The organism is Leclercia sp. G3L, from assembly GCF_021117075.1.
Classification (GTDB): Bacteria; Pseudomonadota; Gammaproteobacteria; order Enterobacterales; family Enterobacteriaceae; genus Enterobacter; species Enterobacter adecarboxylatus_C.
In genome coordinates this window covers 1,643,250-1,658,582 of the sequence record NZ_CP088265.1, presented here as the reverse complement: position 1 = coordinate 1,658,582, position 15,333 = coordinate 1,643,250, and the positions used below count along the sequence as shown (strand labels likewise).

Genomic DNA, 15,333 nt, shown 5'->3' with positions numbered 1-15,333 from the left:
GCGTCTCTCCTTGTCAGCCGTTCTTGTCTCGCAGTACCTGCGGATTACATCATCACCACGTCAAACTGCTCCGGGTTATAGAGCGGCTCTATCTGCACTTTTACCTGTTTGCCGACGAAGATTTCCACTTCTGCCAGCGCGTGGGACTCTTCCCCTTTCAGGGCTTCCGCCACCGAAGGAGAAGCATAGACCAGGAAGCGGTCGGAGTCGTAGGCGTGATGCACACGAACAATCTCCCGCATGATCTCATAGCAGACCGTTTCCACCGTCTTCACCGTGCCGCGGCCATGACAGGTCGGGCACTCGTTGCACAGCACATGCTCCACGCTCTCACGGGTGCGCTTGCGGGTCATCTCAACCAGCCCAAGCTGGGAGAAGCCGTTGATGCTGGTTTTCACGCGATCTTTACTCAGCGCCTGCTCCAGGGAGTGCAGCACGCGGCGGCGGTGGTCTTCGTTACTCATATCGATAAAGTCGATGATGATAATACCACCCAGATTGCGCAGACGAAGCTGACGCGCAATGGCCTGCGTCGCTTCAATATTGGTATTGAAAATGGTGTCGTCCAGATTGCGGTGACCGACAAACGCCCCGGTATTGATATCCACGGTGGTCATCGCTTCGGTCTGGTCGATAATCAGATAGCCACCGGACTTGAGTTCGACTTTACGTTCCAGCGCGCGCTGGATTTCGTTCTCGACATCGTAGAGATCGAAGATCGGCTGGCGTCCGGTGTAATGCTCCAGCAGACCCGGCATTTCCGGAATGTACTCGGCGGTAAATTCGAGCAGCGCATCATAGGTCAGACGGGAATCGACGCGGATGCGATCCAGCTGGGCATCGGCGAAGTCGCGCAGCACGCGCTGGGCCAGCGCCAGCTCACCGTACAGCTGATAGCGCGTCTGGTTGCGTTTTTTACGCTCCATCACCTTGGTCCAGACGCGTTTCAGGTAGGCGGCATCAGAGGCGAGGTCTTCTTCGCTGATCCCCTCTGCGGCGGTGCGAATGATAAACCCGCCCTGCTCATCACAGTAGGCGCCAACCACTTTTTTCAGCCGGTCGCGCTCGCTTTCGCTCTCTATACGCTGGGAAACGCCAACGTGAGAGGCGCCAGGCATAAAGACCAGATAACGGGAAGGTAAGGTGATGTCGGTGGTCAGACGCGCGCCTTTGGTGCCCAGCGGATCTTTTACTACCTGCACCATCAGATCCTGGCCCTGACGCACCAGCTCGGAGATATCACGGACGGTAAACTGTTTTTGCTCTTCACCCGCCACGCATTCGGTGTGCGGCATGATATCGGAGGCATGCAGAAATGCCGCTTTATCCAGGCCAATATCTACAAATGCCGCCTGCATACCCGGCAGGACACGACTGACACGACCTTTGTAGATATTGCCTACTATTCCGCGCCGCGCTTCACGCTCGATATGAATTTCCTGAAGAATTCCGCCATCGATATAGGCCACACGGGTTTCCGAGGGCGTTACGTTTACCAACAATTCAGCCGTCATAATTATCCCTTCCCTCACGCAGTGAGTTAAAATTGCTTAGCAACTCATACGTTTCCACCAGCGGTAAGCCGACTACGGCGTGATAGCTGCCATTGATCTTCCTGACAAAACAGCCACCCAACCCTTGAATACCGTATGCACCTGCTTTATCCATTGGTTCACCGCTGGCGATATAACCGGCGATATCCTCTTCTGTGAGTACTCTGAACGTGACATCGGTGACCACCAGACAGTCGAGCACGTGCTGGCGGTCTGCCAGCGCGACGGCGGTCATCACCTGATGCGTATGGCCGGACAATTTGCGCAGCATCGTAAACGCATGTTCATCGTCGTGCGGTTTCTCGAGGACTTCACCGTTAAGGATCACGATGGTATCTGCGCCCAGCACCGGTAAATCACGCGGCGCCTGCGCCACGCCTGCCTGCGCTTTCTCCCGTGCCAGACGGGAAACATACTGTTGTGCGCTTTCACCCTCGGCACGTTGCTCTTCAATGCCGGTGACGATGCGTTCAAAAGATACCCCTAACTGCGTCAGGAGTTCCTGACGGCGCGGAGAGCCGGAAGCGAGATACAAAGACGTCATAGAAACCTTTTATTGCACGGCAAATTGCTGGCGAACCTTACGCATCAGCAGGAACAACCATGGCCAGAGCACACCGTTTACTACACTACTCCAGAACACTTCCGGACGGAAAGAGACGTTGATCACTAAAAACTCTGCCCAGAAAACAATGATATCCGCGGCCATGGATAACAACATCACCACCAGCGCCTGTTGCCAGAGCGCCAGATTACGAAAGAGCTGGAATTTCAGAGCGACCAAGTATGCGATGATACTCATGGACAGAGCGCGAACGCCAAGCGTTGAGCCACTAATCAGATCCAGTATGGCACCCATCACAAAACCTGTGCCCACATTTACGCGGTGCGGCAGGGCGAGGATCCAGTAGAGCAGAATAAGCAGCACCCAGTTTGGCCGGAAAACGAGAATGTCGTCCGGCCAGGGCATCACTTGCAGCAACAGCGCGATCAAAAACGAGAGCCAGATAACCCAGCGTCCCTGGCTACGGTAGCTTGCCACTATTGCCCTCCCGGGGAGAGTTGCGGTGGCGGTGGCGCATCAGGCGGCGGCTGGGTCAGCCCGGTTGCTGGCGCAGGAACTGGCGCAGGCGGCCCCATCGAGTTTGGCGCAGGCAGAACCTGCGGCATCATCTGCATCAGACGTTCATTCGCCACGCGATGCACATCTTCCGGGGTCATCGGGTTAGTGCCGTTACGATCGGCACCCCACAGCAGCAGCAGATAGCGCAGGCGCTGTAGACCCGCCGTTGGACGAGCCTGAATCACGGTATAGGCGCGCTGGGTATCCAGCTTCACGGAGGAGACCACCCCAACCGGATAACCTTCCGGGAAGCGACCGCCCAGACCCGATGTCACCAGCACATCGCCCACGCGAATATCGGTATTCGCCGGCAGATGTTCCAGCTGCAGATCGTCCGTACAGCCGTTACCGGCCGCAATCACGCGGATATCGTTACGCAGTACCTGGATCGGCAGCGCATGGGTGGCATCACAAATCAGCAGCACGCGGCTGGTCAGCTTCGCGACCGCAACCACCTGGCCGACGACGCCTTTATCGCTGATCACCGGCTGGCCTTCGTACACACCATTGACGCTGCCCTTGTCGATCACCACCTGATCGCTGTACGGATCGTTAACGGTGGAGATCACCTGGGTCACCATCTTCTGCTCATCCTGACGCAGCGGGGAACCCAGTAGCTCACGCAGACGAGCATTCTCCTGCTTGTACTGGCCCAGCATCAGTATCTCGCTGTTTTTCAGCAGCAGTTCCTGACGTAACGCGCGGTTTTCAAGTTCGAGTTGATCGCGTGAGGACAGGGTTTGCGAGACGCTGTCGAGTAATTCACGGGGACCATTTGATACAAAGTAGAAAGGACTGACGGCGGTATCCATGTACGTTCTGATCTGGCTGAACGTACCGAGGCGGCTATCGGCAATAATGACACCAAGCGCTACCAACACCCCAAGGATCAGGCGAAACTGTAGCGACGGGCCACGGCTAAAAATTGGCTTCATAGGCTATGCGTACTCTCGCGTCAGAGAGAAAGGGTAGCCATCCGCTACCCTTTCACACCTGACTACTCTTCGCTGAACAAGTCGCCGCCGTGCATGTCGATCATTTCCAGCGCCTTGCCGCCGCCACGGGCTACGCAAGTCAGTGGATCTTCTGCAACTACGACAGGAATTCCTGTCTCTTCCATCAACAGGCGGTCGAGGTTACGCAGCAGCGCACCACCACCGGTCAGAACCATACCGCGCTCAGAGATATCGGAAGCCAGTTCCGGCGGGCACTGCTCGAGGGCAACCATGACGGCGCTGACGATGCCGGTCAACGGCTCTTGCAGCGCTTCGAGGATTTCGTTGGAGTTCAGGGTAAAGCCACGTGGAACGCCTTCGGCCAGGTTACGACCGCGCACTTCGATCTCGCGCACTTCGTCACCCGGGTAAGCAGAACCGATTTCGTGCTTAATACGCTCTGCGGTGGCTTCACCGATCAGAGAGCCGTAGTTACGGCGAACGTAGTTGATGATGGCTTCATCGAAGCGGTCACCACCGATACGTACGGAAGAGGAGTAAACCACACCATTCAGGGAGATAACGGCCACTTCAGTGGTACCGCCACCGATATCCACCACCATGGAGCCGGTCGCTTCGGAAACCGGCAGGCCAGCACCGATAGCGGCAGCCATTGGCTCTTCAATCAGGAAGACTTCACGCGCACCAGCGCCCTGAGCGGATTCACGAATAGCACGACGTTCTACCTGGGTAGCGCCAACCGGCACACACACCAGAACACGCGGGCTTGGACGCATAAAGCTGTTGCTGTGCACCTGTTTGATAAAGTGCTGAAGCATTTTCTCGGTCACGAAGAAGTCAGCGATAACGCCGTCTTTCATCGGACGAATGGCAGCGATATTACCCGGCGTACGACCAAGCATCTGCTTAGCGTCATGGCCGACGGCCGCTACGCTTTTCGGTGAACCAGCACGATCCTGACGAATGGCCACAACTGAAGGCTCATTCAGTACGATGCCTTGTCCTTTTACATAAATGAGGGTATTCGCGGTACCCAGGTCAATGGACAGGTCATTGGAAAACATGCCACGAAATTTTTTCAACATACTAAGGGATAATCCTGAAAGCTGGGGCGGAAAACAAAATCCGCTTACTTTACCAACCACACGCAGCAGCGACAAGGCGCAAAAATCGCCTGCTACGGTGAAAATTTGTGCAGCACGTTTCCTTTGTTACAAATCGTCGCCTGACTCCCTCAGGGCTGAGAAAAAACAGCGTTCCTCACGTTCATTTGTAACCCGTTAAAGGTCGCTCACTGTCATTTTGCTCGTCATACATCACGCTACAGGCGCGATATTCTACGTGAAAACTCACTAAACGGCAGGTTAAACAGAGTATCTTTGCGAATATTTTTTCACATTGCTGTCAAGAGGCTGAGAGGCCGCAAAAAAATCTCCTTGACCCCCTGTAACTCCGCGCTCTGTCAACGTATGCCATTCCGTTCGTGACCGTACACCTGTGGCAAATACATGCGTTTGCGTTCCCTTACAGGCTTCAACCAGGCTCTGTACCAGCAGCTGGTTTTCCGTACGTTTTTCGATATTCCTTACCAGCCCCGGATGCAGCTTCAGCAGCTCTACCTCCAGCGCCTTAATCCAGCTGGTGCTGACCAGTGTCAGACCCGCCTGCGTCACCGCCACACGAGCCCCCAACGCATTGATCAGCCGAACGACCGGCTGTAACCGACTGATGTGTTGACAAACATCCGCCTCTGCAAGTTCAAAAATAATCCGTCTACGCTGCGATTTTTCACATTGCATCAGCACATCGCGCAGCCAGCGCTGGAATCGCGGGCGGATCAACGACTCTACCGTCACCTGCAGCGCCAGATGTTCTTCCGGCCAGAAGGATAAGAATGGCATCAATCGCGAAATTTGCTGGCGGTCATACTCTTCGGACAGACCAAACTGCAATACCATCGGCAGATACTCCGCCGACACCACCTCTTCGTTGCCGTCAAAGATGCGGCAGAGCAGCTCCCGGTGATGGACCTGGCCGTTGGCCAGTACCGCCGGCTTTTGGTAAATCCGCGGCCCGCCGCGGGTGAGCATCTGTTCAATCAAGGTCCGCCAGCGCACGTTGCCGCGCCCTTTCTCCGGCAGGGAGTCATCATAAACCGCCCAGCCGTTGGCACCCTGCAATACGGCATTGCGGGTAGCGGCTTCGGCGTGCTCCATCACCTGCTCGGTGGTCTGACCGCCGCGCCAGGCACAAATGCCGATATGCACCATGTCATCACGATCCAGCATTTTGCTGGGCGGCAGCGCATCCACCGACTTTAACAGCAGGCTGGCAATGCTCTCTGACTCTTTCAGGGTGCGATGCGGCAGCAACACGGCGTAATCACTGCGGTGATAGCGCGCCAGCAGCGCGCCGGGATAGCGCATCATAAAGGTGGAAAGCATATTGATGAGCATAAACAGATGCTCTTCCGCCACCGCCCGCCCCCAGTTGTCTTTCAGCAGGTCGAAGTCCGGCAGGCGGACAAGCATCACCACCCCGTGCGAGCCCACTTTCTCAGGATCTTCCAGCAGGGTAGCCAGCTGATTATCAAAGAAAAGACGATTGTTGAGGCCGGTTTTGTTGTCCTGGGCGGCATAGGAGCGGATCAGCGTATCCATCCGGCTGCGCTGGTCGCTGGCAAACTGAATTTCGGACAGCAGAACATCCAGCGCACTGCTGGTGCGTGACGGCCATTCATAGACGGACCCGCGCACCTGGGCCCCACGTTCTCCGTTAAGGATCCGCACCGAACGCGACTCCAGCAGCTCCTGCCCCGAGAGCTGGCGACGCAGCCAGCGCACCGCCAGGAAGATCAGCACCACCACGAAGATCACCGCCACCGTCAGCGGCGCAGTGGTCATCAATGAACGAAAATAACTGTTCATCGGGTCCAGATAGGCCAGGCTTATGGTCATACCGGGGTTTTTCAGGGAGGGGACGGTTAGCTCGAAAATCTGGGGGGGCGCACCGGCCGGCCGATAACCCTTTTGCCCGCTGTGGCTGAAAATGGTTTTTCCGCCCTGCTTAATCTCCACACGCGTGATATCAACCGGAGCCATCAGCTCGTCCAGCTGACGGGAAAGTTCTGGAAAGGGCGTGCTGACAAGGCGGGAATCAACCACCGACGCCACGGACTGGACGCGGTTCACCAGCTTTCCCTGGATCGCATTATAAAAACTGAGCGAGCAGCCGATCAGGGTGACAAAGATGGTCAACCCGGTTAGCAAGGCGATAAAAGCGGAGAACTTCGTCGATAATCGCATCCTTGAGATTACTCCGTGAGTTGATGAGGATAGCAAGTGAGCACTAACTCGCAATACGGCATCGGCATACTACCAAATCCGGTGTATCTGGCAATTTATTGCGTTAAATCGGCATTGCATGTCAATGAGCGAGTATAGTCTTCAAAAAATTTTTTCCAATCATCATGCTGAGTAAGGAATTCGTATGCAGGCTTTGATCTTAGAACAGCAGGAAGGCAAAACTCTTGCATCAGTGCAATCTATCGAAGAGAGCCGCCTGCCGGAAGGGGCCGTGACCGTTGATATCGACTGGTCCAGTCTGAATTACAAAGACGCGCTCGCCATTACGGGCACCGGCAAGATTATTCGTAATTTCCCAATGGTTCCAGGTATCGACTTTGCGGGCCGTGTGCACGCCAGCGAAGACCCGCGTTTCCATGTCGGCCAGCAGGTGCTGCTGACCGGCTGGGGCGTGGGCGAAAATCACTGGGGCGGACTGGCCGCGCAGGCACGCGTCAACGGCGACTGGCTGGTGCCAATGCCGAACGGGCTCGATGGCCGTAAGGCGATGATCATCGGCACCGCCGGGTTTACCGCCATGCTGTGCGTGATGGCGCTGGAAGAGGCCGGGGTCACCCCGCAGTCCGGTGAGGTAGTGGTAACAGGAGCCAGCGGCGGCGTCGGCAGTACCGCGGTTGCCCTGCTGCACAAGCTGGGCTATCAGGTGGCGGCGGTTTCCGGCCGTGAAAGCACCCATGACTATCTGCGTTCCCTGGGTGCCAGCCGCATTCTGGGCCGCGACGAGTTCGCTGAGACCCGCCCGCTGGAGAAACAGATCTGGGCCGGTGCCGTCGATACCGTCGGGGATAAAGTGCTGGCGAAAGTGCTGGCGCAGATGAACTACGGCGGTTGCGTGGCGGCGTGCGGCCTGGCGGGCGGATTTGCCCTGCCGACCACGGTGATGCCGTTTATTCTGCGCAACGTCCGCCTGCAGGGCGTCGATTCGGTGATGACCCCGCCAGAGCGTCGCGCCCAGGCATGGGAGCGACTGGTTCGCGATCTGCCAGCCTCCTTCTATACGCAAAGCGCCACCCAGATTAGCCTTGAGCAGGCCCCGGAGTATGCCGCGAAGATCATCAGTAACCAGATCCAGGGCCGTACGCTGGTGAAGCTGGGTTAATCTTCAAATTTTCGTGACATATTCGCTTTAACCCTGCTCCTCCGTCATGCTTAGAAAAACGCATGACGGAGGATGCCATGAAAGTGAAACCCCTGACGGAAGCCGATATCACTGCGGAATCCGTTTTTATGCTCAAGCGCCGCCAGATCCTGAAGATGCTGGGGATCGGTGCCGGTGCGCTGACGCTCTCGCCTCTCGCCCAGGCCGACCTGCTGGACTGGTTTAAGGGCAACGATCGTCCGAAAGCGCCCTCCGGGAAGCCCCTGACCTTTACCCAGCCCGCCCAGTGGCAAAGCAACCTCGCCAAAACCCCTGAAGAGAAAGTGACAGGCTATAACAACTTCTATGAGTTCGGCCTGGATAAAGCCGATCCGGCGGCCAACGCCGGCAGCCTGAAGACCGATCCCTGGACGCTGAAAATCGACGGGGAAGTGGCAAAACCCCTGACCCTTGATTATAACGATTTGACCACCCGCTTCCCGCTGGAAGAGCGTATCTACCGCATGCGCTGCGTCGAGGCCTGGTCGATGGTGGTGCCGTGGATTGGTTTTCCGCTGCATAAACTGCTGGCGATGGTAGAGCCCACCAGCAACACGAAGTACGTCGCCTTTCAGACCCTTTACGCACCGGAGATCATGCCCGGTCAGAAAGACCGGTTCATTGGCGGCGGACTCGATTATCCGTACGTGGAGGGATTACGTATTGATGAGGCGATGCACCCGCTGACGCTGCTTACCGTTGGCGTCTACGGTAAAGCCCTGCCGCCGCAAAACGGCGCCCCCATCCGCCTGACCGTGCCGTGGAAATATGGCTTTAAGGGCATCAAATCGATCGTCAGTATCAAGCTGACCCGCGAGCGCCCACCCACCACCTGGAACCTTGCGGCCCCGAATGAGTACGGCTTCTACGCTAACGTGAACCCGCACGTGGATCACCCGCGCTGGTCGCAGGCCACCGAGCGGTTTATTGGCTCGGGCGGCGCGCTGGATGTCAAACGTCAGCCCACCCTGCTGTTTAACGGCTATGCCGACCAGGTAGCATCGCTCTACCGCGGTCTCGACTTACGGGAGTTTTTCTAAGTGCGTCTGACGGCAAAACAGATTACCTGGCTGAAGGTCGCCCTGCATCTTGCGGGGCTGCTTCCTTTTATATGGCTATTCTGGGCCATCAATCACGGCGGCCTGAGTGCCGATCCGGCAAAAGATATTCAACATTTTACCGGCCGCACCGCGCTGAAATTTTTACTGGCGACCCTGCTGGTTTCCCCTCTGGCGCGCTACGCGAAACAGCCCTTACTGATCCGCACCCGCCGCCTGCTTGGGCTATGGTGTTTCGCCTGGGCGACGCTGCACCTCACCAGCTATGCGTTTCTGGAGCTCGGGATTAACAATCTGGCTCTGCTGGGACGCGAACTGGTGACTCGTCCTTACTTAACCCTGGGGATTATCAGCTGGATAATTTTACTGGCATTGACCCTCACCTCTACCCAGTACGCCCAGCGAAAACTGGGAAGGCGCTGGCAACTTCTGCATAATTTTGTCTATCTTGTCGCGATCCTTGCCCCCATCCACTACCTTTGGTCAGTGAAAATCCTCTCGCCGCAGCCGATCATCTACGCTGTGCTGGCAGGCGTGCTTCTGGCATGGCGTTATAAGAAGTTTCGCCAGTGGTGGCGATAACGGGCGAAAATGTGCTGATTCCCGCAGCTCGTTTATCCTTCCCGGGTGTTTATCCGAATGCTGTTGATAATCTTCCCTGATAAGACCAGTATTTAGCTGCCAAATGCTACGAAATCGTTATAATGTGCGACTTTGGTTTCCCCGACGGGTTTTTCAGACCCGGAAAGGGTGACAATCGCGCATCGAAGGTATATTTTGTTTTTTACCGGAGAATCGCAGGAGATAGCGGCACAATGGCTGACAAGTTTCACATCTTAGTTTTAAACGGACCGAACCTGAATATGCTCGGCACCCGTGAACCCGAGAAGTATGGCACGCTGACGTTAACCGATATTGTTAACCGTCTGGGTAGCGAAGCGGCGACGCTCAATGTGGAACTTGACCATTTTCAGTCAAACGCGGAGTACGCACTCATCGACCGCATTCATCAGGCTAAAGACACAACGGACTATATCCTGATTAATCCGGCCGCGTTTACGCACACCAGTGTTGCTATTCGCGACGCGCTGCTGGCAGTGAGCATCCCATTTATTGAGATCCACCTCAGCAACGTGCATGCGCGGGAGCCGTTCCGCCACAACTCCTACCTGTCGGATATCGCCTCTGGCGTCATCTGTGGACTGGGGGCTGACGGTTATTCATTCGCTTTACAGACAGCGGTAAAACGCCTGTCACAATCACACTAAACAAAGAGTACGGAACCCACTCATGGATATTCGTAAGATTAAAAAACTGATCGAGCTGGTTGAAGAATCAGGCATCTCCGAACTGGAAATTTCTGAAGGCGAAGAGTCTGTACGCATCAGCCGTGCCGCGCCAAACGCAGGCTTCCCGGTTATGCAACAAGCTTATGCTGCACCAATGATGCAGCAGCCAGCTCTGTCTAACGCTGTCGCTCCGGCGGCTACTCCAGCAATGGAAGCGCCAGCAGCAGCGGAAATCAGTGGTCACATCGTACGTTCCCCAATGGTTGGTACTTTCTACCGCACCCCGAGCCCGGACGCTAAAGCGTTCATCGAAGTGGGCCAGAAAGTTAACGCGGGCGATACCCTGTGCATCGTTGAAGCCATGAAAATGATGAACCAGATCGAAGCTGACAAGTCAGGTACTGTGAAAGCGATTCTGGTCGAAAGTGGTCAGCCGGTTGAATTTGACGAGCCGCTGGTCGTCATCGAGTAACGAGGCGAACATGCTGGATAAAATTGTTATCGCCAACCGCGGCGAGATCGCACTGCGTATTCTTCGTGCCTGTAAAGAGCTGGGCATCAAGACCGTCGCTGTGCACTCAAGCGCGGACCGCGATCTGAAACACGTATTACTGGCGGATGAGACGGTCTGTATCGGCCCGGCTCCGTCCGTAAAAAGCTATCTGAACATCCCGGCTATCATCAGCGCCGCTGAGATCACTGGCGCGGTAGCGATTCACCCGGGTTATGGCTTCCTCTCTGAGAACGCCAACTTTGCTGAACAGGTAGAACGTTCTGGCTTTATCTTCATCGGCCCGAAAGCCGACACCATCCGCCTGATGGGCGACAAAGTGTCTGCGATCACCGCGATGAAAAAAGCCGGTGTTCCAACCGTACCGGGCTCCGACGGTCCTCTGACCGACGACATGGATGCTAACCGTGCTCATGCGAAACGCATTGGCTACCCGGTTATCATCAAGGCGTCTGGCGGCGGCGGCGGTCGCGGTATGCGCGTTGTGCGCAGCGATGCTGAACTGGCTCAGTCCATCTCCATGACCAAAGCGGAAGCGAAAGCAGCTTTCAGCAATGACATGGTGTACATGGAAAAATACCTGGAAAACCCACGCCACATCGAAATTCAGGTGCTGGCAGACGGTCAGGGTAACGCGATCTATCTGGCGGAACGTGACTGCTCCATGCAGCGTCGTCACCAGAAAGTGGTCGAAGAAGCACCAGCGCCGGGCATTACCCCGGAACTGCGTCGCTACATCGGCGAGCGTTGCTCCAAAGCCTGCGTGGATATCGGCTATCGCGGGGCAGGTACCTTCGAGTTCCTGTTCGAAAACGGCGAGTTCTACTTCATCGAGATGAACACCCGTATTCAGGTTGAACACCCGGTTACCGAAATGATCACCGGCGTTGACCTGATCAAAGAGCAGCTGCGTATCGCGGCGGGTCAACCGCTCTCCATCAAGCAGGAAGAAGTTCAGGTTAAAGGCCATGCGGTGGAATGCCGTATCAACGCCGAAGATCCGAACACCTTCCTGCCGAGCCCGGGTAAAATCACGCGTTTCCACGCGCCGGGTGGCTTTGGTGTGCGCTGGGAGTCCCATATTTACGCCGGTTACACCGTACCGCCGTATTATGACTCAATGATCGGCAAGCTGATCTGCTACGGCGAATCCCGTGACGTGGCGATTGCCCGCATGAAGAACGCCCTGCAGGAGCTGATCATCGACGGTATCAAAACCAACGTTGATCTGCAGATGCGTATTATGAGCGACGAGAACTTCCAGCATGGTGGCACCAACATCCACTATCTGGAGAAGAAACTCGGTCTGAACGAGAAGTAATACAGCATCTTTACTAAAAGGCCGGATAATCCGGCCTTTTTTATTTTTGGGGCCTGGAACGCCCCATCATGTACAATCCCCGCTTTCTTCATCCACAAGGGACAAAAAATGGACAAACGTTTTGTTCAGGCCCACAAAGAAGCGCGTTGGGCGCTGTGGTTAACCCTTCTCTATCTCGCCGCGTGGTTAGTAGCTGCTTACTTACCTGATTCTGCTATCGGTGTTACCGGCCTTCCGCACTGGTTTGAGATGGCCTGTCTGCTGATCCCGCTGGTGTTTATTCTGCTCTGTTGGGCGATGGTGAAGTTCATCTATCGCGATATTCCGCTGGAGGATGACGATAATGCAGCTTGAAGTATTCCTGCCGCTCGTCGCGTATCTGTTTGTTGTTTTTGGTCTGTCCGTTTACGCCATGCGTAAAAGAACGGCGGGCACCTTCCTGAACGAGTATTTCCTCGGTAGCCGCTCGATGGGCGGTATTGTGCTGGCGATGACCCTTACCGCCACCTATATCAGCGCCAGCTCCTTTATTGGCGGCCCGGGTGCAGCCTATAAGTACGGGCTGGGCTGGGTGCTGCTGGCGATGATCCAGCTGCCTGCCGTCTGGCTCTCGCTGGGTATTCTGGGGAAAAAATTCGCGATTCTGGCGCGCCGCTATAATGCGGTGACCCTCAACGACATGCTGTTTGCCCGCTATCAGAGCCGCCTGCTGGTCTGGCTGGCCAGCCTGAGCCTGCTGGTGGCCTTTATCGGCGCCATGACCGTGCAGTTTATCGGCGGCGCGCGCCTGCTAGAAACTGCCGCCGGGATCCCTTACGAAACGGGGCTGCTGATTTTTGGTATCAGTATCGCGCTCTACACCGCGTTTGGCGGTTTCCGCGCCAGCGTGCTCAACGACACCATGCAGGGCATGGTGATGCTGATTGGCACCATTGTGCTGCTGGTAGGCGTGGTGCATGCAGCGGGGGGTTTAACCCATGCGGTGGAAACGCTGCAGACCATCGATCCGAAGCTGGTATCGCCGCAGGGCGCGGATGACATTCTCTCCCCTACCTTTATGACCTCCTTCTGGGTGCTGGTCTGCTTCGGGGTGATTGGTCTACCGCATACGGCCGTGCGCTGCATCTCTTATAAAGACAGCAAGGCAGTACACCGGGGGATTATCATCGGCACCATCGTGGTGGCGATCCTGATGCTCGGTATGCACCTGGCCGGGGCACTGGGCCGGGCGGTGATCCCGGACTTAACCGTGCCGGACCTGGTGATCCCAACATTAATGGTAAAAGTACTGCCTCCGTTTGCTGCCGGGATCTTCCTTGCTGCTCCCATGGCGGCGATCATGTCGACAATTAACGCCCAGCTGCTGCAAAGTTCCGCTACGATCATTAAAGATCTCTACCTGAACATGCGCCCGGAGCAGATGACTAATGAGCGTCGCCTGAAGCGGATGTCTGCGGTGATCACCCTGGTGCTGGGGGCGTTGCTGCTGCTGGCCGCGTGGAAGCCGCCTGAGATGATTATCTGGCTGAACCTGCTGGCATTTGGGGGTCTGGAAGCGGTGTTCCTCTGGCCGCTGGTGCTGGGCCTCTACTGGGAGCGCGCCAACGCGGCCGGTGCCCTGAGCGCAATGATCGTCGGTGGCGTGCTCTATGCCGTGCTCGCCTCCTTTAAAATTCAGTACCTGGGCTTCCATCCGATTGTGCCCTCGCTACTGCTAAGTTTGCTGGCGTTCGTGGTAGGGAACCGTTTCGGCCAATCCCTGCCGCAGGCAGCCGTGATTTCTACTGATAAATAAAGAGTTTTGCCATGCCGTGGATCCAACTAAAACTGAATACAACCGGTGCTAACGCCGAAGAGATGAGTGATGCGCTGGTAGAGACCGGTGCGGTCTCTGTCACCTTCCAGGACACGCATGACACTCCGGTGTTTGAACCGCTGCCGGGTGAAACCCGCCTGTGGGGCGATACCGACGTCATCGGCCTGTTTGATGCCGAAACTGATATGGCCGAAGTGGTCGCGATTCTGGAAAATCACCCGCTGCTGGGCGCCGGTTTTGCGCACAAGATTGAACAGCTGGAAGACAAGGACTGGGAACGCGAGTGGATGGATAACTTCCACCCGATGCAGTTCGGCAAGCGTCTGTGGATCTGCCCGAGCTGGCGCGACGTGCCGGACGAAAATGCGGTAAACGTGATGCTCGATCCGGGCCTGGCGTTCGGTACCGGCACCCACCCGACCACCTCCCTGTGCCTGCAATGGCTGGATGGTCTGGATCTGGACGGTAAAACGGTGATCGACTTTGGCTGCGGATCCGGGATCCTCGCTATCGCTGCCCTGAAGCTGGGTGCCGCAAAAGCGATCGGGATCGACATCGATCCGCAGGCGATTCAGGCCAGCCGCGATAACGCGCAGCGCAACGGCGTCTCCGACCGTCTTGAGCTCTATCTGCCGAATGACCAGCCAGCGGTGATGAAAGCCGACGTGGTGGTCGCCAACATCCTGGCTGGCCCGCTACGCGAGCTGGCACCGTTAATCAGCGTCCTGCCCGTTGAGGGCGGTCTGCTGGGCCTGTCCGGTATTCTTGCCAGCCAGGCTGAAAGCGTATGCGAAGCCTACACCGATCTCTTCGCACTCGACCCGGTGGTTGAAAAAGAAGAGTGGTGCCGCATTACCGGTCGTAAAAAGTAAGCGGTTATTCGTTTGCCTGTTTTTTAAACTCCCCTTTTGGTTAAGAAACAGGCAATCCAGCTATCACGATCATGTTCTAAAATGCGACGCAGATCGCAAAGAACCGCGGAAATCTGCTGCTTAAAACAGCAGATTATTCCGCTTAAGGTTTCATTCTTTAAGAAAAAACGAGAAGTTTTGGGAAATTGTAAGCGACCATAAAATCGCCACACGCATTTAAGTGAATGATTTTTATGGAATATAATTTTATGGCTTATGCTTTGTGCCTGATTCAATGATCTGCAACAGGTGATTGTTCAAAGTTTGGCCTTTCATCTCGTGCAAAAAATGC

General features: G+C 56.0%; 15 protein-coding genes. 9 read left to right on the top strand and 6 right to left on the bottom strand.

What is annotated here, in order from left to right; genetic code table 11:
• Positions 1–44: 44 nt before the first annotated feature.
• From rng to csrD, 6 genes are all read right to left on the bottom strand, one after another.
• Positions 45–1,514 (bottom strand): ribonuclease G, encoded by a 1,470-nt coding sequence (rng, locus tag LRS40_RS09375; RefSeq protein ID WP_142487291.1) that lies wholly within the window; start codon positions 1,512–1,514, stop codon positions 45–47.
• Positions 1,504–2,097: a nucleoside triphosphate pyrophosphatase gene (locus LRS40_RS09370; protein ID WP_142487292.1), complete on the bottom strand. Its 594-nt coding sequence runs from the start codon at positions 2,095–2,097 to the stop codon at positions 1,504–1,506. Before LRS40_RS09370 ends, rng begins: the two co-directional genes overlap by 11 nt.
• Before the next feature lie 9 nt (positions 2,098–2,106).
• On the bottom strand, positions 2,107–2,595 hold the full coding sequence (mreD, locus tag LRS40_RS09365) for a rod shape-determining protein MreD (protein ID WP_032614566.1): 489 nt from the start codon (positions 2,593–2,595) through the stop codon (positions 2,107–2,109).
• Positions 2,595–3,611 carry a rod shape-determining protein MreC gene (mreC, locus tag LRS40_RS09360; protein ID WP_142487293.1) on the bottom strand — a complete coding sequence of 339 codons (1,017 nt, stop codon included), beginning with the start codon at positions 3,609–3,611 and terminating at the stop codon, positions 2,595–2,597. The genes mreD and mreC overlap by 1 nt, the downstream gene beginning before the upstream one ends.
• A 62-nt stretch (positions 3,612–3,673) precedes the next feature.
• A complete protein-coding gene (gene mreB, locus LRS40_RS09355; protein ID WP_000913396.1) occupies positions 3,674–4,717 on the bottom strand; it encodes a rod shape-determining protein MreB in 1,044 nt (347 codons plus the stop codon).
• A gap of 279 nt (positions 4,718–4,996) precedes the next feature.
• Positions 4,997–6,937, bottom strand: coding sequence for an RNase E specificity factor CsrD (gene csrD, locus LRS40_RS09350; protein ID WP_156264742.1), 1,941 nt, complete (start codon positions 6,935–6,937; stop codon positions 4,997–4,999).
• A gap of 184 nt (positions 6,938–7,121) precedes the next feature.
• Between csrD and LRS40_RS09345 the strand changes: the two genes are divergently transcribed.
• From LRS40_RS09345 to prmA, 9 genes are all read left to right on the top strand, one after another.
• Complete coding sequence (locus LRS40_RS09345; protein WP_231313584.1) at positions 7,122–8,096, top strand: MDR family oxidoreductase; 975 nt, start codon at positions 7,122–7,124, stop codon at positions 8,094–8,096.
• A gap of 77 nt (positions 8,097–8,173) precedes the next feature.
• Complete coding sequence (gene msrP, locus LRS40_RS09340; RefSeq protein WP_231313583.1) at positions 8,174–9,175, top strand: protein-methionine-sulfoxide reductase catalytic subunit MsrP; 1,002 nt, start codon at positions 8,174–8,176, stop codon at positions 9,173–9,175.
• Positions 9,176–9,775: a protein-methionine-sulfoxide reductase heme-binding subunit MsrQ gene (gene msrQ, locus LRS40_RS09335; protein ID WP_156264745.1), complete on the top strand. Its 600-nt coding sequence runs from the start codon at positions 9,176–9,178 to the stop codon at positions 9,773–9,775. It begins immediately after the preceding gene.
• A gap of 233 nt (positions 9,776–10,008) precedes the next feature.
• Complete coding sequence (gene aroQ, locus LRS40_RS09330; protein ID WP_231313582.1) at positions 10,009–10,461, top strand: type II 3-dehydroquinate dehydratase; 453 nt, start codon at positions 10,009–10,011, stop codon at positions 10,459–10,461.
• 22 nt (positions 10,462–10,483) lie between these two features.
• Positions 10,484–10,954, top strand: coding sequence for an acetyl-CoA carboxylase biotin carboxyl carrier protein (accB, locus tag LRS40_RS09325; RefSeq protein WP_142487299.1), 471 nt, complete (start codon positions 10,484–10,486; stop codon positions 10,952–10,954).
• Between the two features lie 10 nt (positions 10,955–10,964).
• Positions 10,965–12,314 (top strand): acetyl-CoA carboxylase biotin carboxylase subunit, encoded by a 1,350-nt coding sequence (gene accC / locus LRS40_RS09320; RefSeq protein ID WP_142487300.1) that lies wholly within the window; start codon positions 10,965–10,967, stop codon positions 12,312–12,314.
• A 108-nt stretch (positions 12,315–12,422) separates the two neighbouring features.
• A complete protein-coding gene (locus LRS40_RS09315; RefSeq protein ID WP_142487301.1) occupies positions 12,423–12,668 on the top strand; it encodes a YhdT family protein in 246 nt (81 codons plus the stop codon).
• The gene (gene panF, locus LRS40_RS09310; protein WP_231313581.1) at positions 12,658–14,109 is read left to right on the top strand and encodes a sodium/pantothenate symporter; all 1,452 of its coding nucleotides are present in this window, start codon (positions 12,658–12,660) and stop codon (positions 14,107–14,109) included. Before LRS40_RS09315 ends, panF begins: the two co-directional genes overlap by 11 nt.
• A gap of 11 nt (positions 14,110–14,120) precedes the next feature.
• Positions 14,121–15,002, top strand: a complete 882-nt coding sequence (gene prmA / locus LRS40_RS09305; RefSeq protein WP_156264748.1) for a 50S ribosomal protein L11 methyltransferase — start codon at positions 14,121–14,123, stop codon at positions 15,000–15,002.
• Positions 15,003–15,333 lie beyond the last annotated feature (331 nt).

What these genes read in the sequence shown, in the direction of transcription:
- msrP (WP_231313583.1), top strand. Translation starts at nt 8,174, where the DNA reads ATGAAAGTGAAACCCCTGACGGAAGCCGATATCACTGCGGAATCCGTT.
- LRS40_RS09345 (WP_231313584.1), top strand. Translation starts at nt 7,122, where the DNA reads ATGCAGGCTTTGATCTTAGAACAGCAGGAAGGCAAAACTCTTGCATCA.
- prmA (WP_156264748.1), top strand. Translation starts at nt 14,121, where the DNA reads ATGCCGTGGATCCAACTAAAACTGAATACAACCGGTGCTAACGCCGAA.
- accB (WP_142487299.1), top strand. Translation starts at nt 10,484, where the DNA reads ATGGATATTCGTAAGATTAAAAAACTGATCGAGCTGGTTGAAGAATCA.
- LRS40_RS09315 (WP_142487301.1), top strand. Translation starts at nt 12,423, where the DNA reads ATGGACAAACGTTTTGTTCAGGCCCACAAAGAAGCGCGTTGGGCGCTG.
- csrD (WP_156264742.1), bottom strand. Translation starts at nt 6,937, where the DNA reads ATGCGATTATCGACGAAGTTCTCCGCTTTTATCGCCTTGCTAACCGGG.
- mreC (WP_142487293.1), bottom strand. Translation starts at nt 3,611, where the DNA reads ATGAAGCCAATTTTTAGCCGTGGCCCGTCGCTACAGTTTCGCCTGATC.
- panF (WP_231313581.1), top strand. Translation starts at nt 12,658, where the DNA reads ATGCAGCTTGAAGTATTCCTGCCGCTCGTCGCGTATCTGTTTGTTGTT.
- rng (WP_142487291.1), bottom strand. Translation starts at nt 1,514, where the DNA reads ATGACGGCTGAATTGTTGGTAAACGTAACGCCCTCGGAAACCCGTGTG.
- mreB (WP_000913396.1), bottom strand. Translation starts at nt 4,717, where the DNA reads ATGTTGAAAAAATTTCGTGGCATGTTTTCCAATGACCTGTCCATTGAC.
- aroQ (WP_231313582.1), top strand. Translation starts at nt 10,009, where the DNA reads ATGGCTGACAAGTTTCACATCTTAGTTTTAAACGGACCGAACCTGAAT.
- accC (WP_142487300.1), top strand. Translation starts at nt 10,965, where the DNA reads ATGCTGGATAAAATTGTTATCGCCAACCGCGGCGAGATCGCACTGCGT.
- LRS40_RS09370 (WP_142487292.1), bottom strand. Translation starts at nt 2,097, where the DNA reads ATGACGTCTTTGTATCTCGCTTCCGGCTCTCCGCGCCGTCAGGAACTC.